Raw genomic sequence first — 23,691 nt, 5'->3', positions numbered from 1 at the left:
TTATGGAAAATATTGTAATTTAGACTATGAAAAAAGGCAGCCTAGAAGATTAAATCAGCTAGGTTACCTTTTTTCGTATCATAACCATTGTGAAGCTAAAGGATGATCAAGACTTTACTACTTAATAAGTGCTTTCAATTGCTCAACTTTGTCTGTCTTCTCCCATGGAAATAAAATGTCTGTTCTTCCAAAATGCCCGTAAGCAGCAGTATTTTTATAAATAGGTTTTTGCAAGTCTAACATACGAATAATACCTGCTGGTCGTAAATCAAATAATTCTCGAACAGCTTTTACTAGTTGCTCTTCATTTACAACACCTGTTCCAAAAGTGTTTATCGAAATAGAAACAGGTTCTGCTACACCAATGGCATAGGCTAGCTGTACTTCACAGCTTTTGGCAAGCCTGGCAGCCACTATGTTCTTTGCGACATAACGGGCAGCGTATGCAGCTGACCGATCAACTTTAGTAGAGTCTTTTCCACTAAACGCTCCGCCACCGTGTCTAGCATAGCCTCCATACGTATCAACAATAATCTTTCGACCTGTTAAACCTGCATCCCCCTGAGGTCCACCAATAACGAAACGGCCAGTTGGATTAATAAAATATTTAGTCGTCTCATCTAATAACTCATTTGGTACTATAGGGCGTATAACATGCTCTATCAAATCTTTTTCTATTTGCTCTGTAGCTATATCCTGATGATGCTGTGTAGAAATTACGATGGTATCAATTTTAACAGGTTGATCATTTTCATCATACTCAACGGTTACCTGTGTTTTACCGTCCGGTCGTAAGTATTCTAATGTCTTATCCTTCCGAACGTCAGCGAGACGCTTTGCCAACTTATGTGCCAATGAGATTGGAAGTGGCATCAATTCGTCTGTTTCATCACAAGCAAAACCAAACATTAAACCCTGATCACCAGCACCTATTGCAGCAATCTCTTGATCGCTCATTTTTCCTTGTCTTGCTTCCAATGCTGTGTCAACTCCACCAGCAATATCAGGTGATTGTTCATCAATGGCAGTTAATACTGCGCATGTCTCCGCGTCGAACCCAAATTTTGCGCGAGTATATCCGATTTCTTTTATAGTTTTACGAACAATAGCAGGTATATCTACATAAGTAGTAGTGGATATTTCACCCGCTACAAGAACAAGTCCAGTTGTAACAGTTGTTTCACATGCCACTCGGGCATTTGGATCTGTTTTTAATATCTCATCCAAAATAGCATCTGAAATTTGATCAGATATCTTATCTGGATGTCCTTCTGTTACTGATTCAGAAGTAAACAAACGACGATTAGCAGCCATGTTGCTAAATCCTCCTTCAAATATCGATTACGGAACTCTATTTATCAAATATGCTCATTCAGTAATAAGTACTAAGGTTAAACTGAAATAAGAAAGGCACCAGAAAGATTACCTACTACCGTATATTCTATTGTCACTCCTGGTTCACACGTACACGCAGGCGAATGACAATTTAGCTTAGAAATTGACTAATATGTTTATAATCGGGTTAAAGTTAGTCATCTACGTGTAGAATTTTTATAACTAATAAAAAAAGCCTTTCCCGCTTGTCATGAGGAAAGGATTGCTGGCCTTTCGCTCTTATTGTTCAAGGAAAAAAATCTCCTTGCATCAGGTTAGCACCTTTTCACTAAAGTGATGGTTGCTGGGCTTCATTGGGTCTGTCCCTCCACCAACTCTGAATAAGAGAGTATCCGTTCGAAACTTAGCTTATCGGAAGAAGCTTAATGTGTCAACTAGTTTAACTGTATTCTCAGAAGTTTTTTACTCATACTAAAGGAAAGAAAGATTCTGAACGACATTTTTTGCTGTAAACATTCAACATCTTATAAAAATTATTTTATATTTAGTATGGACTATTAACTTAAATGTGTTATACTAATAAACATATTCAGGATTATTTGGTCGTTCAACAAAAGAACGTGAATACAATTTCACATAAAGGCAGGTATTTAACATGAAAACGGTAGAAAAGTCTTTCGTAAAAGAATTATACACGCATAAACAGCTACAAACAAATTTATCCGTACCTCAGCTTGTTGAAAGAATTTTAGCAAGAGAAGAAGGCATGTTAACCGCAACAGGTGCAGTTCAAGCAACAACAGGATCTTATACCGGTCGCTCCCCAAAAGATAAATTTATTGTTACAGATGAAGTAAGTGAACAGCAGGTGGATTGGGGAACAGTAAATCAATCCATTGATGAATCTGTATTTGATCGATTGTATGAAAAGGTTATTTCCTATTTAAAAAATAAAGAAGAGCTATTCCAATTTAACGGATTTGCTGGTGCAGACCACGCGTATCGCTTACCAATACAAGTTATTAACGAATATGCCTGGCACAATCTATTTGCACGGCAGTTATTTATAACTCCAACTGCTGATGAGTTACTATCACATCAAGCTGAATTCACAGTAATATCAGCCCCTACTTTTAAAGCAGATCCTGAAGTAGATGGTACGAACTCAGAAGCGTTTATTCTTGTTTCTTTTAAAAAACGAATCATTCTAATAGGTGGTACCGAATATGCAGGTGAAATTAAAAAGTCTATCTTTTCAGTGATGAATTTCTTACTACCTCAACAAGATGTATTATCTATGCACTGTTCTGCTAATGTTGGCAAAGAGGGAGACGTGGCTTTATTCTTTGGTTTATCCGGCACGGGGAAAACCACCTTATCTGCTGATCCTTACAGAAGATTAATTGGTGATGATGAGCATGGTTGGGGTCCAAATGGAGTATTTAATATTGAAGGCGGATGTTACGCAAAGTGTATTCATTTATCTCAAGAAAAAGAGCCGCAAATTTATAATGCAATACGATTTGGTTCTGTCCTTGAAAACGTTATTCTTAATAAACAAACAAGGCTACCTGATTATGATGACACAACTTTAACAGAAAACACAAGAGCAGCCTATCCAATTGAAAACATTGATAATATCGCAGTGCCAAGTATTGCTGGGCATCCAAATACAATTATCTTCCTTACAGCAGATGCTTCGGGAACATTGCCGCCAATAAGTAAATTATCAAAAGAGCAAGCAATGTATCATTTCTTAAGTGGCTACACAAGCAAGCTTGCAGGTACGGAGCGAGGAGTGACAGAACCACAGGCTACGTTCTCTGCATGTTTTGGATCACCATTTTTACCTTTAGCTCCGGCAAAGTATGCGAAAATGCTTGGTGAAAAAATTGATTTTTATCAATCAAACGTGTTTCTTGTAAACACAGGATGGACTGGGGGATCTTACGGCATTGGTAAACGCATGAAGCTGTCTTATACACGTGCAATGATTCATGCTGCATTAGAAGGTGAACTCAATAGTGTAGAGACAATAAGAGATAATATTTTTGGATTGGAAATCCCTATCCAAGTTCCAGGTGTTCCCGATGACGTCTTAGTTCCCGAAAACACATGGGAAGACAAAAACGCTTATCAAACGGAAGCAAAATCACTTGCCATGAAGTTTCATCAGAATTTCCAAAAATTCACGGAAGCAAGCGCTGATATTATGCAGGCTGGGCCAATTTATAAAGGATAATTTATCGTTTCCTCATCCCAAAAGGATTTATTATAAATGAGTGAAAAAAGTTGTATAATTTACTGTTCAGCTATAACAGCTGGTTGCCGATCTCTTATAAAGAGATCGGCTTTTTTTAGTCTAGTAAATTATAAAGCGTATTGAGCTGCGTCCAGCTCTAGTGCCCAGAAACGAGGCGACTTCACGAATCGTCCTAATCTAAGTCATCATTGGCTTGCAAGCTACCGTGCTTCCTTTATCTCCATTGACTTGCTCCAAGTGCTACGTTTCTATTCGGGAGCTTGCGTTTCTGTTCCATAAATATTTTCGTACTATTCGATCATCTATTCATTTGACTTATTTTTTTCTAGGCATTCACACATTTTCTAAGCTGTTCATAAACTGTGTTGACATATAAATATTTGAAGGGGTCGAATAGAATGAAAAAAATAATGGTTTTTATCCTGATCTCTTGCGGGTTAATTATAACTCTTACTGCTTGTAATTCGAAGGAAAACACGTCGATCAAAATAGCAGAAGTAACTCGTTCTTTATTTTACGCCCCACAATACGTAGCTCTAGAGGAAGGTTTTTTTGAAGAAGTAGGCCTAGATGTAGAGCTGCAAACAACTTGGGGTGGGGATAAAACGATGACTGCCCTGTTATCTGAAGGAGCTGATATGGCTTTAGTAGGTGCAGAGACTTCCATCTACGTTTATGCTCAGAACTCCAAAGATTATGCGATTAATTTTGCCCAATTAACCCAAACAGATGGCACCTTTTTAGTAGCAAAAGAACCTAAACCAAATTTCACATGGGAAGACCTAAAGGATACAACATTCCTTGGACAGCGGAAAGGAGGAATGCCGCAAATGGTTGGAGAATTTGTGCTAAAGCAGCATGGTATTAATCCACAGACAGATCTCGATTTACAGCAAAATATAGAATTCGCTAACATTCCGGGGGCATTTGTATCTGGTGAAGCGGAATACGTTCAATTATTTGAACCAACTGCCAGTACGTTTGAAAAGGAAGGAAAAGGACATATAGTCGCTTCATTTGGTGAAGAGTCCGGTCACGTACCTTATACAGTATATATGACTAAACAAAGCTTTATTGACAAAAACAAAGCTGACGTAGAAAAATTCACTAGAGCTATTTATAAAGCACAGCAATGGGTTGAAACACATACCCCCGAAGAAATTGCTCAAGTAATCCAACCATACTTTGAAGATACAGAACTAGAAATGCTTACCGCATCCATTGAGCGCTACAAAAGCCAAGCATCCTTTGCAACCGATCCTGTCCTAGATAAGAAAGAATGGAATAATTTGAAGAAAATAATGAATGAAGCTGGTGAATTACCTGAGGATGTACCATACGAAGAGCTCGTGAATACAGAGATCGCAGAGGATGTAATACGTAACTAAGGAGTGAGTAAAGGTGTCATTTCTAACCTTAGATCATGTCTCACATTATTATTTCTCGAAAAATAATTATACAAAGGCATTAGATGATATTTCTTTTTCTATCCAGAAAGGAGAATTTATTGCCTTATTAGGTCCTAGTGGATGTGGAAAATCAACAATACTTTCAATCATTGCAGGTATTATTAAACAAACCGAAGGAAAGGTTAGCTTACAAAAAAAGGAAGTTGAAACGACAGCATCTGAAATCGGCTACATGCTTCAGCAAGATTATTTATTTCCTTGGAAAACCATTGTGGATAACGTTTTACTAGGACCAAAAATCACTCATACACATTCAAAAAACACAGAACAAAAAGCCCTCAAACTATTGAAGGAAGTAGGATTGGCAGAGGTCGCGAATGCATATCCTAGTTCTTTATCTGGGGGGATGCGGCAACGTGCTGCCCTTGTACGCACTCTAATTAATGATCCAAAAATTCTACTTCTTGATGAACCGTTCTCTGCTTTAGATTATCAAACAAAGCTTAAATTAGAAGAGCTAGTATCAAAATTATTAAAAGCTTACCATAAAACAACTATTCTCGTAACACATGATATTGGCGAAGCAATTGCTATGAGTGATCGCATATTCGTAATGGATGCGAATCCTGGAACCATTTCAAAGGTTTTTGAAGTGCCAATTGAATTAAGAAATGAACCACCTTTACTTGTGAGGCGACACCCTAAATATCAAATCCTCTTTGATAAGGTTTGGGAGGAGCTTGATCAAAGAGAAAATGTACAAACAAAAAAGGTGGTGAGTATAAATAATGAAGGCGACTAATACGGATGAACAACTGTTTAAGGCCTATTTAAGTAAAGTTAAAAAAGAAACTAAAATCGTATATACTTGGCAAGTAAGTATACTTATAACGTTTGTGCTACTGTGGGAAATAGCTAGCAGGCTTTATTGGATCGACCCATTATTATTTAGCTCGCCTACTACAATTTGTCAAGTAATCATTGAAAAATTTAGTAACGGCTCGTTATTTACCCACCTTGAAGTCACACTACTGGAGACCATTGCTGGATTTCTAATTGGTACACTATTCGGCATACTACTAGCTATATCTTTATGGACATCGAAGCGTTTCTCTAGAATAATGGATCCTTACCTGGTAATTTTGAATGCTATGCCAAAGGTAGCGTTAGGGCCTATCATTATTGTGGCACTAGGACCTGGGTATGTTTCAATTATAGCAATGGGAGCAATTATATCCGTTATCATCACTACACTTGTTGTTTATTCAGCTTTTAATGAAGTGGATCCCAATTTTGAGAAAGTATTAATTAGTTTCGGTGCTAGTAAATGGCAAATATTTAAACATGCCATTTTTCCAGCCACTTTACCTGCTATGATTTCCACCCTCAAAGTAAATGTAGGATTATCCTGGGTTGGGGTTATAGTCGGTGAATTTCTCGTATCTAAACAGGGCCTTGGATATCTAATTATTTATGGTTTCCAAGTGTTTGATTTTTCATTAGTCATGGCAAGCTTAGTATTAATTGCTATCTTCGCTGCCATCATGTACAAATTTGTAGAACGAATGGAAGCGTGGCTGATCAAGCATTCATCTTCCTAATAAATATATAAAATCGCCCAAATAAAGGGCGATTTTTAATAATGCTGGTGTATATATTGAATACAATGCTCAAGAACGTCATCTTTCATAATAAAGCTATAGCAATTTTGATATTTCACATTTAATGGAATAGTTTCTAAGAGTATCGGCCCATCTGTTTCATAGTATGTGTCCTGTTTTTCTAGTGCTTGGATCGAAGCATAATACACATTCTTTACTACATCTTCCTTTTTACCAGATACAAAATACTGTCCCATGTAGTTCATATTTTTCACTAACCCACCAGTCTCTTCTTTTACTTCTCTTATTGCGGCTTCCTCCGGTGTTTCCCCTTCTTCCACCTTACCTCCTGGAAATTCTAACCCTCTATCTTTGTGTTTGGTTAATAACCATTGACCCCGATATTTACAGACAATCCATACATGTTTAGGGTTTTTGGAAAAAGGAAGATAATCGAATGATAACTTAATTTCATTATTGTAATAGTCTCTGAATGTATACATTATTTCAACGCCTTTACCAATACCGTATTTATTTAGCTATGTTTGATATTAGATATTCTCCAAATATCTTCATAAGTGAACTCTATTTCGATCGTATACTTACCATGTAATGCACTTTTATTATGCTGGATAAGCTTAACCTTGTCATCATGTACTGGGATGGTACGATATGAATTGTTCTCATCTATCCATGGTGGGATTTCTGTTGGAATAATATACAACCCATTTGACCGTTCTTGATAATAATAATCAATATAAGGTTCTACAACGTTTTTTGTGGCAATTTTAGAGAATTCTTCTAAAAGCTCTTGTTTGGTATTAAATGTTATTACTTGATAATTTTCATCCGTATCCTGTTGCAGGAAATCCAAAAGTTGATTGGTTCGCTTTATAATTGTATCATGACTTAAATTATTCGTAACTTGTTCATTAGAAGTGTTATTAGCTATACCTTTATCTACTCCTGTGACCGATTGCTTCTCTACTTTTGCAGCAGCAAGAATTGGCTCTTTTTCCGTACTAATTAGAAAAACGGCTAAGAAAGTAACTCCCAAAAGAGAGACTATATTCATGAAAAGCTTCCTTTTCAATGTTAATTGCCTCCTTTACGAATATAAAAGCTCACAGATACAATACTATTCCTTGTAATTGGTAATAATAAACATTTTCATGAAATAAATCAACTAAGAGATAAAAAGGGATAACATGCACGTAATGCATTTATCCCTTACTTTTAAAGAGGTCTATCTCCTAATATTCCCATGTGCTTTATATGTTCTTTCGCACTTTCATCTCCTAATTCGTATATCATACGATACGCTTCGGTCATTTCATCGTCATAATCATCATTAGACTGATCATTATGATAGGGTGTAACTGGTACGTGAGCGCGAAAAAAAGTAGTTACTCCTGCAGCATTCATCTCATTAAATTTTTCTCTCAATAATACAATTTCATCATCAGTAGCATGTATAACAAAATTATCATTATTATCATATTTTATCTTGGAAATCTCGCCTGATCCCATATTAATATAATATTTCTTTTTTCCCATTCAACTACACCTCCTTTTAGTTAATGTTCCTAAAAGCAGGTAGAAGCATGTATGAAAAATAAAAAAGCCCGCTCTGATAAGCGGGTAATGAAAAATTATGTGCATTAATTAATCGCATTTGTAGCATTAGCAAATATACAACGTCCTTTTCCATGAGGGATGCACATTGGTGTCCCAAATCGTGGATCGAACGTAACATCACACATCATTTCAAAAACTTGATGAACCAGATTACATGTAATAATCTCCTCAGGTTTCCCTTGCGCAAAGATCTGTTTATCTTTAATAGCAACAATATGATGTGCATATCTACATGCTAAATTCAAATCATGAAGGACCATAACAACTGTACGTCCTTCCTTCTCATTTAATTCAAATAACAGATCAAGTACTTCTATCTGATGAGTCATGTCTAAGTAAGTTGTTGGCTCATCTAATAAAATTATATCTGTATCCTGCGCTAAAGTCATGGCAATCCATGCACGCTGACGCTGTCCACCAGACAATGAATCAACGGGGCGATCTTTTAAATCAAACATGTTAGTAGAATCTAAAGCGTGATTAACCGCTTTTTCATCTTCGTCAGACCATTGCTTTAATAAGCCACGATACGGATGTCTACCTTGTTTCACTAATTCATGTACGGTTAACCCTTCTGGACTAATGGGACTTTGTGGAAGTATCGCTAATTTCTTGGCAACGTCCTTTGTCCCCATTTTTGCAATAGCTGCACCATCTAATACTACATTCCCTTGTTTAGGCTTCAATAATCGTGCCAACGAACGAAGTAAAGTTGACTTTCCACAGCCATTTCCGCCAATGAATACAGTAATTTCACCTTTAGGTATCTCTAGACTTAAATCGTCAATAATTATATTATCCCCGTAACCTAGCGTTAAATCATTTGCTGTTAAGGTTTGCATTGGAATCTCTCCCTTTTCCCTCCAAAAATATCGTGCGTGTTATATGTATTTTTAGAGGATCAATACAAAGCGCTATCCTTAGTGTATTTGCTTTTTCGTGATTCGTCAATGACTTTGATAATCATTTTCAATTAATTTTAAAATTTTGTTCTTTACAATATTGCTTTCATCAATCAATCTCACTAGCATATTCCTAATTAGCAAGCTATCCATGGAATAAATCCAAAATCACCTACTGCAAAATACACACTCGTATCAATGAGAGGACAATTACCTAAGCTGCTTACACCCTTCTTTACCTCTAATCTGTTTCAAATGACTTCTTACAAGTTTATTGGATGCATTACGTGGTAAAGCATCTACTTCATAAACTTCTTTTGGCTGTTTATAACTTGCTACATGCTCATCTAAATAGCTCATAATTTCTTGTAGAGTAAGTCGATATTTCGTTACAATAAATGCGATAGGTACTTCACCCCATTTGGTATCAGAGATCCCCGTAACGCCTACTTCCTTAATTGCTGGATGACCGGCAAGAGCACTTTCAATTTCCGATGGATATATGTTTTCTCCTCCAGAAATAATTAAATCATGCCTGCGTTCCACAACATATAGAAAACCTTCGTCATCTAAATAGCCTAAATCACCTGTTGCCAGCCACCCACCTTGAATTGCCTTATTAGTTGCTTCGCGCTTTTTATAATACCCCGATGTCACCATTGGTCCTTTTACACATATTTCTCCAACACCAGAATGATCTGGATCTTTTATCATTAATTGCGCTGGAAATAGAGGCTTACCAGCTGAACCTACTTTTTGCAGCGCATCTCCTGCACTAAGTGTCACAATTTGTGATGCTGTCTCCGTCATGCCAAATGATTGGAAAACTGGCACATTCATTTCCTTCGCTTGCTCTAATAATGGACGAGGAGCAGGTCCACCTCCTAATAATACACAACGAAGGGAAGTTGGATAACGATCGGTTCCAAGCTCTTCCAATAATTGTTGAAGCATTACAGTAACTACAGATACGATGGTAACGCCTTCGTGCATAATTGCTTTCTGGACACTAGTTTTATCAAACTTCTCTAATAAATAGACAGACATACCATAAACTACACTGCGAATAAGGATGGATAAGCCACTAACATGAAATATTGGTAAAGCAGCTAACCATTTATCGTCAGAATGAATCCCTAAATTAAGTGCACTCCCTATTGCACTCCACCAATGGTTTCCGTACGTATGAATGACGCCCTTAGGAGAGCCAGTTGTGCCAGATGTATACATAATGGAAAACGGAGTATTTAATTGTATTTCCGTGGTAAGGACAATATCTGCATGCTCGTGATAATTATCTATTTCCTCAAACACAGCCTTATTTAAACAGGGTATTTGCACAGCTTTCACTTTTAATTCATCTGCATAGATTAAAAATGAAGCATCTGCATCTTTAATTTGATATGTTAATTCCTCATTCGTTAATCGAGTATTTAGTAAAACGACTACTGCCTTTAAGTAGCTAATTGCATGAATTGCAGTAATCATCGCTTGTTTATTCGTCGATAAAACAGCCACATGTGAGCCTTCCTTCACTCCCCATGTAGCTAATTTCTTCGCGTACATTTGGCTTTGTTCCTTCAATTCTTGAAATGTTATTTGATATCCATTTGCGTATTGGATAGCTGCACAATTGGGCGATATATCGGCCTGTTTAGATAACCAATGTGGTATCGTATCTTGCATGTTCCTACCTCCTTCGTTCTACAATCGTTTGCCGTCTAATCTATAATGGAGAGCTATGTAAGAAAAAAACCTTTGCTAAAAAAGCAAAGGTAAGAGATCACTATTTTTGACTGCATTGCTTAAGGGAACCGTGGGAATTTTTTAAAGTCTGGCTTTCTTTTTTCTTTAAATGCATCTCTTCCCTCTTTCGCTTCATCTGTTGTGTAGTAAAGCAAAGTAGCATCGCCGCCCATTTGCTGCAATCCTGCCAGTCCATCAGTATCTGCATTAAATGATGCTTTTAAGAAGCGTAAAGCTGTTGGAGATTTTTCTAAAATTTCCTCACACCATTGGATCGTTTCCTCTTCTAATTTATCAAGTGGTACAACTGTATTAACCATACCCATTTCATATGCTTCTTCTGCATTATATTGACGACATAAATACCAAATTTCACGAGCACGTTTATGTCCTACCATCCTTGCTAGGTAACCTGCTCCATAACCAGCATCAAAGCTACCAACCTTCGGTCCAGTTTGTCCGAAGATTGCATTATCTGCTGCGATTGTTAAATCACAAACAACGTGAAGAACATGTCCTCCACCAATAGCGTAACCAGACACCATTGCAATTACTGGCTTAGGAATCGTACGAATAAGACGTTGCAGGTCTAATACATTGAGTCTAGGTACTTGATCGTCGCCTACGTATCCTCCATGCCCGCGTACAGATTGGTCTCCCCCTGAACAGAAGGCTTTTTCTCCTTCACCTGCTAAAACAATGACCCCAATATCTGAATCATCACGTGCATCAGCAAACGCATCAATCATTTCATTAACAGTTAATGGTGTAAATGCATTACGCTTTTCAGGACGGTTGATTGTTACTTTGGCGATGCCATTATATTTTTCATAGATTATTTCTTCATATTCTCTTACTTTTTCCCATTGAATAGGCATGATAATTCCTCCTTAAAGTAGTATGTAATCAATTAGTAAATTAATTGCATATATCAGCCAGATAAATATCCGTGATATACTCAGATACTATTTTACCAAAAATCTCTGGTTTCTCCACATGAATTGCATGTCCAGCTTCAGATACAATGGTTAGCAACGATTGCGGAAAGCGATTGTCCATTTCCTTCATCAGTTCACAATATTTTTTATCTAACTCACCCGCAAGTAACAATACAGGTTTAGTAAGTCGCGCTAGAGCATCCCACCAAGATGGTTGAAAACCTGTTCCCATATGTAAAAGCGAGTCAGCTAACCCCGTTTTTGACTGCATGTGACGTTCATAACGAACAGATTGCTTTATTTCTAAGGGTAACGACGTTTGACTTTGAAATAACGGTATATTTTCCCAATATGACACAAACCAATCAAGCCCTTGTTCAAGGATCCTATTGGCTAATATTCTATCGTTTTCTTGTCGTTGAACTCTCTCTTCAAGCGTATCAATGCCTGGAGATGTACTTTCAAGAAGCAAGGCTTTTATCTTTTCAGGATAATGTATGGCATAAGATATAGCTGTTCTTCCCCCCATTGAATATCCAAGCAAACAAAAAGATGAAAGCTTTAATGCATTAAATAAAGCATCTAAATCCTTACAACAAGCCTCCATCGACTTCTCCTTCGCCTTTGTCTTTCCGTGTCCTGGTAGATCAATGGTAATTAATGTCCACTTGTTTTTCCATTTATTAACGAAATAATTCCAAGTCCTACTACTCCCCGTAAAACCATGTAGCATAACAATTGGCTCACCATTACCATGAATTTCATACCAATAGTTAGATTGATTAATGGAGAAATACAATATTTATGCCCCACCCTTCAATAGTTCAGCTTCAATTGCCTGCCATTTCTCTCGGTGCCATGCTGCATTTTCTTCTCTATCTGTCTTTACTTCGATAATGGATAAACCCATATTTGCATAGCTCTGAAGCAGCGCCTCTTTGACCTCTTTTTCAGTCTGAGGGTTAAAGTAGCGCCCCCCATACATCGTAACTACATGTTCAAAATTAATATTTAATGGTGTACCAAACAAAGCCTCAAAGTGTTTTCTATCATTTGCTTGAGGCAAAAACGAAAATATACCTCCACCATTATTATTCATAAGTAAAATGGTAACATCCAATTTATAATGCATCGCTGCATGCAATCCATTCATATCATGAAAAAATGAAAGATCTCCTAAGACAAGTGTTAATCTACTCCCATTCGAGGCAGCGCCTAAACCACTAGATACTACGCCATCAATGCCGTTAGCACCGCGATTAGCAAGAACCTGAATTCGCTTTTCTGTTGTTAAAAAGAAGGTGTCTAAATCCCGTACTGCCATACTATTCCCAACAAATATACTACTGTTATCTGGAATAACATCCAGTAAACCACGCATTGCTTCACCTTCTGTAACCTGATTATTTGTTTTACGTAGTAGATGTTTTTTTGTTATCTGATTGGTTTGTTGCCATTCATACAGCCAATCTTTGTCCAACTTTAATTCTGTATTTGCGGTAAGGTGCTCACAAAATAATACAGAATCTGCAAAGACAAACTCAGTTCTATTACCAGCTGGCTCCCGAAACCCACGGTCATTCTCTACGACAAATTGTAAAATGTCTTTATGCTGTTTCACATAGAATAAGTATGCCTTTGAAACTGGCATCGCACCGATACGAATAATAAATTCAGGCTTGAGCAGTTCACGAATTGTTTCATTCCGTAAGAAGGCATCGTAACCATCAATGACGACATCCTTAGCATGTTCTCCTGACCGAACTTGTGATAATGGGTCAGCTAGAACCGGCACTTGCCATTTAGCAGCTAGCTTTGTAACGACTTCACCTAACTTAGGATCAGTCTGTGGTCCACATACAATAATACCTTTTTTCTTTTGCTTTAACTTTTCATGCATCTGATCTATTTGTGTAGGTGATAGCTGTTTTTTTCCGTCATAGGTTGGCAGGTATGGCGTATTACAAGTATCTCCCCACAAATTATCTAGTTGAAAATCTACGACCAATGGCTCACGAAAAGGGAAATTCAAGTGAACCGGTCCACAATTTCCTTCCTTTGCCATAAAAAAAGCCCTTGCAGCCTTATTCCTGGCATACAGCAGCATTTCTGGAGTTGATTCAGGAAGCGCCATTTCCTGAAACCACTTCACATATTCTCCATATAAATTCAACTGTGCTATAGCCTGAGGAGCGCCTACATCACGTAATTCATGAGGTCTGTCAGCAGTAAGAATAATTAATGGAACTCTGCTGTAAAAAGCTTCGACAATAGCTGGATAGTAATTTGCAGCAGCAGTACCGGATGTACACACTAATGCAACTGGACGCATGGTTTTCTTAGCAATACCCAGTGCATAAAAAGCAGCAGAACGTTCATCAATGATGATCCATTCTTTAATTTGTTTATGTTCGGCTAAAGTCAAAGCTAATGGTGTAGATCTTGAACCAGGTGAAATTACAGCATCCGTTAATCCATTATTTGCTAATTCATCAATGAAATTTGCTGTATAGCGTGTTAACGTCTCGGTGTGGTTCATGATTCTCCTCCTAAAACAGAAAGCATAGGTGTGAATTTAATCCGTGTCTCCTCAAATTCCGCTTCAGGAATAGAGTCCTTTACAACTCCACATCCAGCAAATAAAGACGCTTCATCATTTTGAATAAGAGCAGAACGTATAGCTACTGCGAACTCTCCATTATCATTACTATCTAGCCACCCTACAGGAGCGCCATACCAACCCCTATCTAATAATTCATAGTCTCTAATAAATGTTATCGCATCATTTCGAGGAACACCACCAAGAGCAGGTGTTGGATGTAATTGTTCAACAATGTCAAAAATACTGTATCCTGCTTTTAACTTTCCCGTTACAGGTGTATATAAGTGCTGTAGATTTTTCAATGGGTAAACAGTCGGCTCCTCTGGCACATGAACATTGACACAATATTTATTTAAGCCTTTTTTGATCATTTGCACGACAAAATCATGCTCTTCTCTATTTTTTTCATCGTGGAACAGTTGATTGCTAATTTGTCGATCCTCTGTTTCTGATTTCCCTCTAGGAGCAGTGCCTGCCAAACAGGTTGATAGCAATTGTTTATTTTCAATCTTTACTAATCGCTCCGGAGTAGCGCCGATAAAGCAATTGTTGTTACGTTCAAAAGCAAAAACAAAGCTGTTTGATTGGGTTGCTAACAACTGATCCAGTATCGTGGCAATATTAGCATTTTTATTTAATTTCACACGCATTTCTCTAGCCAATACGATTTTATCTATTGATGTATGGCGGATTTCTTCCGTTGCTTTCTTTACCGTTTTTTTCCATTCTTCAGGTGCAATGACTTTTGTAGTTAACATACGTAGTTTTTCCTTCTCTGCCTTTATTGGCGTGAGAAGGAAACGTTCAGTATCACGTAGTTGATTTGCCAATTGAATAGGATGATCCGTTTTTTTAGCCAAAACATTTATTGTAAAATAATAGTTTTCCTTATATTTCGTTAACATATATTCTGGAACAGTAAATTGAATAGCTGGAAAATCGCCCCAAAGCTCGGTTCGGTCCTTTTTAGGATCAAAATCCATTCCCCCCAATGAGACTAATCCAGTACCAGGAACATCAAACGAATTATGAATAATGGCTTGATCTATTACTTGTTTCCATTTTAATTCCATATGTTGAAAACGATTTTCATTAGCACTGATATCATACGCATTTCCAACGCCAGCTATAGAAAATGCATCATTTGTGCTCGTCCAAAAGACGCGATCCTTCTCTATCTGTCGTGCTGCTTCAAAAAAACAAACCGGATTTTTAGGTTGAATCTTTTTCGTTATGCTACAAAGCTGGACCTTATTAATAGAAAGGCTACTAATTGCGTCTTCCAAGATCTCTTCCAGTTGTTTATCTTGTACTTCAATCATCTGAATAAACCTCCGTTAAACTAACAATGACAAAACTTCCATCTTTATTCTATTCTCTTTTCAACTGTTTCTCAAGAAAATCAAACCCAAACGTTGACACTATATAGCAATTTCCATATCATTAATATGATATTGGTACAAAAACAGGAGGAGCATACCATGCAATCATTAAATAAAGTTAATATAAAGGATGCAATGAATGAAAAGGATGGTTTTCAAGTATGGTGGCGTTTATTACGTCCTCATACACTGACAGCATCTTTCGTTCCAGTATTTGTTGGGTCTATGCTTGCTTTTCGAGAAGGCCATGTTCACATATTATTATTTATCGCAATGTTAATTGCCTCCATGCTAATTCAGGCGGCAACGAATATGTTCAACGAATATTATGATTATGCTAAAGGACTAGATACCGAGGATTCTGTTGGTATCGGGGGCACCATTGTTCGTGATGGAATAAATCCAAAAACTGTCCTCCGCTTAGCACTTGCTTTTTTTGGAATTGCCATCTTAATTGGTATCTATATAAGTATTCAATCTAGTTGGTGGATAGCTGCTATCGGTTTAATATGTATGGTATTTGGTTATTTATATACAGGTGGTCCTCTACCCATAGCTTATACACCACTTGGTGAGTTATTCTCCGGTTTCCTAATGGGTACGGTCATTATTGGAATTAGTTACTTTATCCAAACAAACACGATCACTGGTGAGGTACTAATTGCTTCCATTCCAATAGCATTGTTTATTGGCGCAATCATGCTATCTAATAATATTCGTGATCTAGATAATGATAAAGAAAATGGTCGGAAAACACTAGCTATACTTTTGGGAAGAAAAAATGCAGTCCGCTTTCTAGCATTGATGTTCATTGTAGCCTTCATAACGACTGCGACGCTTATTATAACAGACATTTTCCCACTATGGTCTTTCATTACATTTATTGGAATTATTAAAGCAGTTGATGTCATTAACAAATTTAAAGGCAAGACAGAGCCAATTGAAATGATGCCAGCAATGGCAGCAACTGGTAAAACAAACTCCATTTACGGAATTTTACTTGGGATATCTTTAGTTATTAGTATGTACATTTAATAAGGGGATATTATACTATGGACCATACGTTACTGAAAACATTAGGAATGGAAATTGAGACATTGACGAAGAATAAAGTAGTAGTCACGATGCCGGTTGATGAACGTACACATCAGCCAGCTGGATACTTACATGGTGGTGCTAGTGCTGCACTTGCTGAGACCGCTGCTAGCATTGGGGCTACATTACACGCAGATATGGAGCAAGAATCTATTTTCGGCATTGAAATTAATGCGAATCATATCAAAAGTAAGCGAACCGGTATAGTAACAGCTACTGCCATCCCTCTTCATGCAGGAAAATCAACAATGGTTTGGGATATTAAGATTACTGATGAGCAAGGCTCACTCATATGCATTTCTAGATGCACAATCGGTATTGTTTCAAAAAGACAAAAAAAGCAATAAAGAAAATTTTCCTTTGCGCAAGTATCGATAAGCAACTTTAAGCTATTGCTATTTCGCCTAGAATCGATGGTGTATTCTCCCTTTTGAAGTTGGTGTACGAAGCTAAAATTGTTAATCCAAAGCCCGAACGATAAAAATAAATGTGCATACGAGTACAGCCAAATTACGTAGACTCCTTGAAAAAGAATGTTTCTACTAGTACGATGGAACGCTTCCGAAGCCTTCCTTTGAATACCCTTGCTTTCAGCTAACGCCTACGACGACCTTCACCGTTCGGGACTTTAACCCTAGAGCGTGCGCACATGCCTGGCACACCAAAAGGAGTATAGAAAAACGAGCGTTTTTCTATACTCCTACGGCGTTACATAATCGCCCTTTTTTCTATGAAGCAATATGGACTTGTTTTTGTTCAATCCAGCTTTTTAATTTAATAAATAACGGGATAAATAACGCTCCAACGATGATACCCTTTATTACATTAAATGGAAGAACATATGCGTAAACGGAGAACCATTTAACGGAATTTGACATATCCTCCCAGCCCATAAACCAGCTGTAAGCAGGTAGAATGATGAAATAATTTAACAAACTCATTCCCAGAGCCATTATGATCGTTCCCGTTACTAGTCCAGAAACAACACTTTTGACTCCTTTATATTTATGATATAAGAGGGATACTGGAATGACGAACATAATCCCGGCCATAAAATTTGCAATAACTCCTACCGGATCTGTACCACCACTTATAGCTAAATAAAGAATATTCTTAATCGCTACAACAATAACCCCAGCTAATGGTGAAAAAATAAGGGAAGCCATTAATGCCGGGACATCACTGAAATCTACTTTTAAATAGCCTGGCAACAAAGGCAATGGGAAATTCAGGAAAAATAAGAGCAAAGATATGGTACCTAAAAGTGATAAAATAATAAGTTTTAATAGCTTTGATGATTGCATGTTACGTTTCATCGTTTTCCTCCTTCATCAATTATCGATTCCTATCTCGTGATGAAGGATATGAGCCTAACAGTTAGCAAATGAAAAACCCTAAAGCGCGGCCTAACCGGGGCTTTAGGGTACCATAAATTCATTAGGAAAAAGCAGTGCGAACTAACGCACCTTTTCTTGGCTCGACATCTTCTCCCATCCAGACTGTAACTGTCGGTTCTGGACTTACACCAGATCAGCCACAGCAAAATGCCTGCTGTGGGTCACGGACTTAAAGCAATTAACTGCTTCTTACCGTCGGTCGGGAATTTCACCCTGCCCCGAAGATGGAATCGATATTATGTTGTACCGTTATTTTAACCTATCTTTATTCGTATTGCAATATCTATGTTTACCTACTCAATCGATAAGTTTTCAATCAAATTAAGTATAGACTTTAGCGGAAAAGCAATAATCAGCTAAACTATAGAATGAACAAAAGCGCAAGCATCCGATTAGAAACGTAGCAACTGGAGCGAATCAACGGTGAAAATACTATTTCAATAGGCGAACCGCCAGTCGTCAACAAACAAAAACTTCTTGACCAAAACATTTCTTTCCATAACTTTTTACGGACATGAAGAAAATCCATCTTGCTAAGTCTTGAACTGGCACTTTTATAGGCATTGATGAATTTCGATCATTCACTGTTGGGTTGTGCTTTGAACAAAAAAGGAAAAAAAGCCTTTGGGCTGTCACCCAACCGAAATTCATCTCCCCCTTACCGTTGGGCTACGCCCTTCACACGCTTGAAGTTGGAGACTTCTTTCGGAAGTACGTTAAAATTTCCTAGACTACAAAAAAATCACTCCGCCCCAGTAATAATGGAGCGAAGTGATTTATACATGCTAAGAAATTATGAAGGATGCTTATTCTTCGACATTGATGAATAATTTACCTTCAGCTTGCTCACGAGTTTCATTGCCATAGTCATCTTCGACCTTTACTTCTATTACTGCCCCTTCAGCAACAACATTGCTAGTTGCAGTCCAATAACCTACATAATGTCCATCTGATGTTTCCATCATTGGAAGCTCCGTAGCGTTCATAACCGTATTGGTCAATGGCATATGAATAAAGTACGTCGCTCTAAGCCCGGGTTCACTATCAAATTCAAATTTCACCGTCTCACCTGCTTCAAGTGTAACATCTTCCTCAGGAGTCAGATTCTCAATTTCTGGTGCAGTGAAATCTACATCAATAGTAACAGATTCAGTGGACGTATTGCCTGCTAAATCATGAGCAATTACTTCAATTTCATTTTCTCCGTTTTCTAAAAGTATTCGTTTAGAATACATGCCATCTTCAACAGCCGCTTCTTGCCCATTCACTTCCACGAAATCTAGGTTGGTATCAGAAACTGAACCTTCTACAGTTACGGTTTCACGATTAGATTTCTCTCCATCCTTAGGGCTGTCTATCGTTAATTCAGGAGACTCTGTATCCAACGTTACAGTTACAGGATCAGATTCACCTGTTGGAGTACCATCAAGTAATGATACAGCAGTTAATTCATTCGCTCCTTCCATCAATTCTACCGGAATAGCAAATGAACCATCATCACCAATTTCAGCAGTACCGGCTTCTTCTCCATTATTCATTAATTGAACGGTCGTTGTTGGTGAAGCAGTACCTTCAACAGTCAATTCCGTTTCGTTTGTAATCATATCTTCAGCTGGAGAAGTAATGACAGGTTCCTCCACCTCATAGTTTACACGAGCGCGAATCATGTAATTTCCTTCATTAGCAGGAGATTTAGACCAAGCCCCTCCTACTAATTGGTAACTGCGTTCAGCATTAGGACTGCTTTCATCTGTAGCTAGACCTGGAGCACCTGTATTTGGAGCAGTTTGGATATATACCATATAGAAATCACCATCTACAGTAATTCCATGCTCAGAAAGATCAACTACCGTCCATGCATCTTTATCGCGATTTGCCTCTGCGTCAAATGGTCCAGCAAGTTTTTCACCCGGAGCACCGTCTGGTCCTGAAGCATCCCAAACTTCTACTTGGAATGCAGTTCCACCAGGGTTAGGGAACTCTTCATCCCAGAATTTGAATACACCAGAATCAACTACCCCAGCTTCTTCTCCTTCAGGAAGAGACATTTTCACTGCCCAACCATTGAAAGCATCATAAAATGCACGAGCATTTTCTGGTGTACCATCATCATATGCTATTTCTCCACCAGGAACCGTATAGAATGGTTCTAACTCGACATCTGCTGTCGTATCGCTATCCGCTAGAGAAACTTCAACTTCCGTACCATGATAACCGCTAGACACTACTTTTAGTGTATATGTTCCTTCATAAGCTGTAAGCGAATAGTTACCGTTTTCATCAGTTGTCACAGGTTCAACATTTGCATCCTCAACTAATAGAAGAGAAGCCCCTGAGATTGGCTCGCCTGTTTGCTGATCAGTTACCGTACCGCTAACTGTGTATTGATCAACTTCTTCTAGCGTAAAATCAGCTTCAGCAGCACCATCAGCTTCAATGGTTACGGATTGTTCTGCTGATTCAAACCCGTATGCTTCTGCTTTTACCGTATATTCTCCTGCGGCATGAAGTAATGAGTAACTACCTGTTGCAGGGTCCGTAGTCACCGAACGACCACTTTCTAGGACACTAACCTGTGCACTCATAGGAAGTAGTGTTGGGCTGACTGCCTCTTTATCTACTAATGGTTCTTTCTTTGGCTTTACTGGCTGAATTTTTGCAGGATAAACTTTTTCTTTTAGCGTATCCTTTGTATCCGTTTTAATAACACCTAAAGCAGCGTTATCGAAACCAACTACCCCTATATAGCCTCGATCCTTTGCCAAAGATGCACTTTCACCATTAGAAGTATCTGCTAGTGTTACGTCATCAATATACCAGCCATCTCTAGTGACACTCCCATCTGTGTCAAGATTAAAGCCAATATATACACGCTGTCCACTATATTCAGACAAGTCTACTTCTACGCTTTCCCAACCATCTGAGGTATTCGTTATTTCCGTTAATTGTGTCCAATCTTCTTGGTCAGTTGATATAAACACATGACCGTAATCCCAATTGTTTTCAATATTGTACCATTGATTGAATTGCAAGTATGCATTTCCTTCTGGTAAATCAATTGGTGGCATAACCAGTGTAGTGTTTGTGTTACTATCATACTCACCTGCTAAATTTGTAGCATATACGTTTTCTCCTGAAGCTGCACTCTCTGGTCCAGAAGTTGGAACACCACGATCCCAGCTGTTATTTTCACCAAACACTGTCCAGCCAGCCGATGCTGATTCAAAATCGTCAGAGAAACCAACTGAGACTCCAGATAATAAAGTAACCTCATACGTATCACTGGTTACTTCATTGTTACCAAAATCATTAATTGTCCAAGTATACGTTAGAGATTCACCATCTATTTGCTCTCCAGGAATCGTTACTTGGTATTCACCTTCTTTATAATCTCCTGAAACACGTTCCGCTTCGACAGTTTGTGTTTCACCATCTTGATCTGTATACGATAGATTTACACTGTTTACACTTATGTTGTCCGATACTTGAATGGACAAATTCAAATCCATTCCAGTATAAGATTCACTAGGACCTTCATGTTCGAAGACGGGAGCTTCTGTATCCTCTCCTGCCTTAGTAACCTGTCCCTCAAGTGTTCCTAACCCTGTAACAAGTGAAGAAATGGCATCATATGCATTTACAAGCCCATGACCATAACCATTATTCGGTACCTCTGTAAAGTTGTCATCTGTTAATGGCGTAGCCGTTGTTGTAAGAATTTCTTCAATTTCATCAACAGTTAGGCTAGCATCTGCTTGCTTTAATAATGCAACTACAGCAGATACTGCTGGACCAGCCATTGATGTTCCATTCCATCCACCTTCATAGCCACCACCAGGTACACTGGAACGAATATTAACACCAGGTGCTGAAATTTCAGGTTTAATTTCATCATAAGGAGATGGTCCCTGAAGAGAAAACCCTGCTAATACATCATTAACATCTGTTGCACCAGTTGCAAATGATTCCGGATAGTTTGCTGGCACAGCTACAGAACCTGGTCCACCTGGGTTTCCAAGCGATGTGTTACCCGCTGAAAATTCAGGGAATATTTCTGCTGCTCTCCAAGCAATAACCACATCACGGTACCACTCGTCTAAGCCAGGTCCACCACCCCAAGAATTATTTACGACATCTGGAGCCATTGACGCATCTCCACCAGGAGCAAGCATCCATTCAGCTGCAGCTATCAGCCATGTATCATAGCCACTACCTGCTGCATTTAATCCTTTGGCTGAAATCCATTTTGCACCAGGTGCTACACCAACTTGGTTAGAACCATCAGGTTCACTTCCAACCATTGTCCCGGTAACATGTGTTCCATGTCCATGGTCGTCATATGCTTCTTCTTCATCTGCAGTCGCATCGAAAAAGCTATAGGTATGATCAACTTCACCGGTATCATTATTATAGCCACGATATTTTTCCTGTAATGCTGGGTGATCCCATTGTGCACCACTATCAATACTAGCTACTACTGTACCAGTTCCATCAAAGCCCATCTCCCAAACAGACGGCGCTCCAACACGATCCACATTCCACTCAATATTGGTTAATTCCGATTCGATTTTTCCAGCCTCTTTATCAATTGTCACATCATAAAGTTCGCGTTCTTCATTTGGTAATATTTTTTCTACCTCTGCAAACGTCGCTAGCTTTTCTGCTATTTCTTTTGTAGCAGTTACCGCCATTCCATTTACAATATGGTAGGATTTGAAGCTCTCAATATTACCTTTTGCCTCTTGCTCCTCCAGAAAAGCTTTTACATTTGCTTGTGATTCTAGTGCAGTAGTCTTTAATTCGGATATTACAGCTGAGCGCTGCATATGCTCCGCCTTTTGTCCTGACAAGCTTGCTTTTGCTGCATCAGATCTTGCATTTTTTGCGACCTTCATGACATCTGCTTTTTCATTAAATTTTACCAGGAAGGTTACTTTGTCGTCGTCTTTAAATGCTTTTACTAATCGATCACTCACTTTTGCCTCGGCTATCTTATTAGAATCATGGGCAGACTGATGAAGCTTACCGCTTGATTCCGCGCTGGCTATTCCTGGTGTAATTAACGAAAATGTCATTAATACCGTTGCTGCAATACTTAGTGCTTTAGATTGACGTCGTCTTCTTTTAGCCTTCACAGCTATTCCTCCCCTCAATTTTTGACACATTCTGATGCAGACAAGAACCAACAAATTAAAAACACCTTCTGCCTCCCCCCTTGAAAATTTGGTTCTTAACTGACAGTGGTGCCTCCAGAAAAATCTAAGTTGTTACAGCAAGTATAGTAGATTAACTAGATAAAATAGTGTCGAATCAAGTCGAATAAAAGCTGAATTTTCAAAATTGATAGATTAGTAATATTTTTTCATCAACTTTTCATAGGTAT

The 23,691-nt window shown here is 38.2% G+C and carries 18 protein-coding genes, 1 pseudogene and 2 riboswitches; of the genes and pseudogenes, 6 read left to right on the top strand and 13 right to left on the bottom strand.

The genetic code is table 11. The features are described 5' to 3' along the window. Positions 1-117: 117 nt before the first annotated feature. On the bottom strand, positions 118-1,314 hold the full coding sequence (metK, locus tag RVS70_RS04030; RefSeq protein ID WP_026681500.1) for a methionine adenosyltransferase: 1,197 nt from the start codon (positions 1,312-1,314) through the stop codon (positions 118-120). Between the two features lie 297 nt (positions 1,315-1,611). After that, positions 1,612-1,722: riboswitch (SAM riboswitch) on the bottom strand. A gap of 268 nt (positions 1,723-1,990) precedes the next feature. On the opposite strand from metK, the gene pckA reads away from it, so the two are divergent. The 4 genes from pckA to RVS70_RS04010 all read left to right on the top strand — a co-directional run bounded on the left by pckA (position 1,991) and on the right by RVS70_RS04010 (position 6,608). Next, positions 1,991-3,577, top strand: coding sequence for a phosphoenolpyruvate carboxykinase (ATP) (gene pckA, locus RVS70_RS04025; RefSeq protein WP_026681501.1), 1,587 nt, complete (start codon positions 1,991-1,993; stop codon positions 3,575-3,577). Positions 3,578-3,996: 419 nt separating this feature from the next. Continuing rightward, positions 3,997-4,986 (top strand): ABC transporter substrate-binding protein, encoded by a 990-nt coding sequence (locus RVS70_RS04020; protein ID WP_026681502.1) that lies wholly within the window; start codon positions 3,997-3,999, stop codon positions 4,984-4,986. A gap of 13 nt (positions 4,987-4,999) precedes the next feature. Beyond that, positions 5,000-5,809, top strand: a complete 810-nt coding sequence (locus tag RVS70_RS04015; protein ID WP_026681503.1) for an ABC transporter ATP-binding protein — start codon at positions 5,000-5,002, stop codon at positions 5,807-5,809. Then, a complete protein-coding gene (locus RVS70_RS04010; RefSeq protein ID WP_026681504.1) occupies positions 5,796-6,608 on the top strand; it encodes an ABC transporter permease in 813 nt (270 codons plus the stop codon). Before RVS70_RS04015 ends, RVS70_RS04010 begins: the two co-directional genes overlap by 14 nt. Before the next feature lie 35 nt (positions 6,609-6,643). Here RVS70_RS04010 and ytkD read toward each other — a convergent pair whose 3' ends face one another. From ytkD to RVS70_RS03965, 9 genes are all read right to left on the bottom strand, one after another. After that, on the bottom strand, positions 6,644-7,111 hold the full coding sequence (gene ytkD, locus RVS70_RS04005; protein ID WP_026681505.1) for an RNA deprotection pyrophosphohydrolase: 468 nt from the start codon (positions 7,109-7,111) through the stop codon (positions 6,644-6,646). Between the two features lie 32 nt (positions 7,112-7,143). Next, positions 7,144-7,683, bottom strand: a complete 540-nt coding sequence (locus RVS70_RS04000; RefSeq protein ID WP_152525427.1) for a hypothetical protein — start codon at positions 7,681-7,683, stop codon at positions 7,144-7,146. Between the two features lie 161 nt (positions 7,684-7,844). After that, a complete protein-coding gene (locus tag RVS70_RS03995; protein ID WP_026681507.1) occupies positions 7,845-8,165 on the bottom strand; it encodes a hypothetical protein in 321 nt (106 codons plus the stop codon). A gap of 104 nt (positions 8,166-8,269) precedes the next feature. After that, a complete protein-coding gene (locus RVS70_RS03990) occupies positions 8,270-9,088 on the bottom strand; it encodes an ABC transporter ATP-binding protein (protein WP_026681508.1) in 819 nt (272 codons plus the stop codon). 270 nt (positions 9,089-9,358) lie between these two features. Beyond that, positions 9,359-10,834, bottom strand: a complete 1,476-nt coding sequence (locus RVS70_RS03985; RefSeq protein ID WP_121605563.1) for an o-succinylbenzoate--CoA ligase — start codon at positions 10,832-10,834, stop codon at positions 9,359-9,361. Positions 10,835-10,953: 119 nt separating this feature from the next. Further along, on the bottom strand, positions 10,954-11,772 hold the full coding sequence (gene menB / locus RVS70_RS03980) for a 1,4-dihydroxy-2-naphthoyl-CoA synthase (protein ID WP_026681510.1): 819 nt from the start codon (positions 11,770-11,772) through the stop codon (positions 10,954-10,956). 40 nt (positions 11,773-11,812) lie between these two features. Then, the gene (gene menH, locus RVS70_RS03975; protein ID WP_026681511.1) at positions 11,813-12,631 is read right to left on the bottom strand and encodes a 2-succinyl-6-hydroxy-2,4-cyclohexadiene-1-carboxylate synthase; all 819 of its coding nucleotides are present in this window, start codon (positions 12,629-12,631) and stop codon (positions 11,813-11,815) included. Between the two features lie 3 nt (positions 12,632-12,634). Continuing rightward, entirely contained in the window at positions 12,635-14,371 is a 1,737-nt protein-coding gene (gene menD, locus RVS70_RS03970; RefSeq protein ID WP_026681512.1) for a 2-succinyl-5-enolpyruvyl-6-hydroxy-3-cyclohexene-1-carboxylic-acid synthase, read from the bottom strand. Then, positions 14,368-15,756, bottom strand: coding sequence for an isochorismate synthase MenF (locus tag RVS70_RS03965; protein ID WP_026681513.1), 1,389 nt, complete (start codon positions 15,754-15,756; stop codon positions 14,368-14,370). The genes menD and RVS70_RS03965 overlap by 4 nt, the downstream gene beginning before the upstream one ends. Before the next feature lie 159 nt (positions 15,757-15,915). Here RVS70_RS03965 and RVS70_RS03960 point away from each other — a divergent pair, with 159 nt between their 5' ends. Then, positions 15,916-16,851, top strand: coding sequence for a 1,4-dihydroxy-2-naphthoate polyprenyltransferase (locus tag RVS70_RS03960; RefSeq protein ID WP_321132546.1), 936 nt, complete (start codon positions 15,916-15,918; stop codon positions 16,849-16,851). Between the two features lie 17 nt (positions 16,852-16,868). Beyond that, on the top strand, positions 16,869-17,258 hold the full coding sequence (locus RVS70_RS03955; RefSeq protein WP_026681515.1) for a hotdog fold thioesterase: 390 nt from the start codon (positions 16,869-16,871) through the stop codon (positions 17,256-17,258). A gap of 381 nt (positions 17,259-17,639) precedes the next feature. On the opposite strand, the gene RVS70_RS03950 is transcribed toward RVS70_RS03955, so the two are convergent. From RVS70_RS03950 to RVS70_RS03940, 3 genes and pseudogenes are all read right to left on the bottom strand, one after another. Beyond that, entirely contained in the window at positions 17,640-18,227 is a 588-nt protein-coding gene (locus tag RVS70_RS03950) for an ECF transporter S component (protein WP_205388750.1), read from the bottom strand. Positions 18,228-18,389: 162 nt separating this feature from the next. Further along, a riboswitch (FMN riboswitch) is annotated at positions 18,390-18,538 on the bottom strand. A 131-nt stretch (positions 18,539-18,669) separates the two neighbouring features. After that, positions 18,670-18,915: pseudogene (locus RVS70_RS03945) on the bottom strand (transposase); the annotation flags it as partial. 199 nt (positions 18,916-19,114) lie between these two features. After that, positions 19,115-23,383 carry a S8 family serine peptidase gene (locus tag RVS70_RS03940; RefSeq protein WP_414617167.1) on the bottom strand — a complete coding sequence of 1,423 codons (4,269 nt, stop codon included), beginning with the start codon at positions 23,381-23,383 and terminating at the stop codon, positions 19,115-19,117. Between the last annotated feature and the right edge of the window lie 308 nt (positions 23,384-23,691).

It is taken from the genome of Virgibacillus sp. M23 (assembly GCF_034190895.1).
Classification (GTDB): Bacteria; Bacillota; Bacilli; order Bacillales; family Amphibacillaceae; genus Virgibacillus; species Virgibacillus salarius.
The sequence above is the reverse complement of the archived record's forward strand: the minus strand, read 5'-3'. Positions and strand labels throughout refer to the sequence as shown.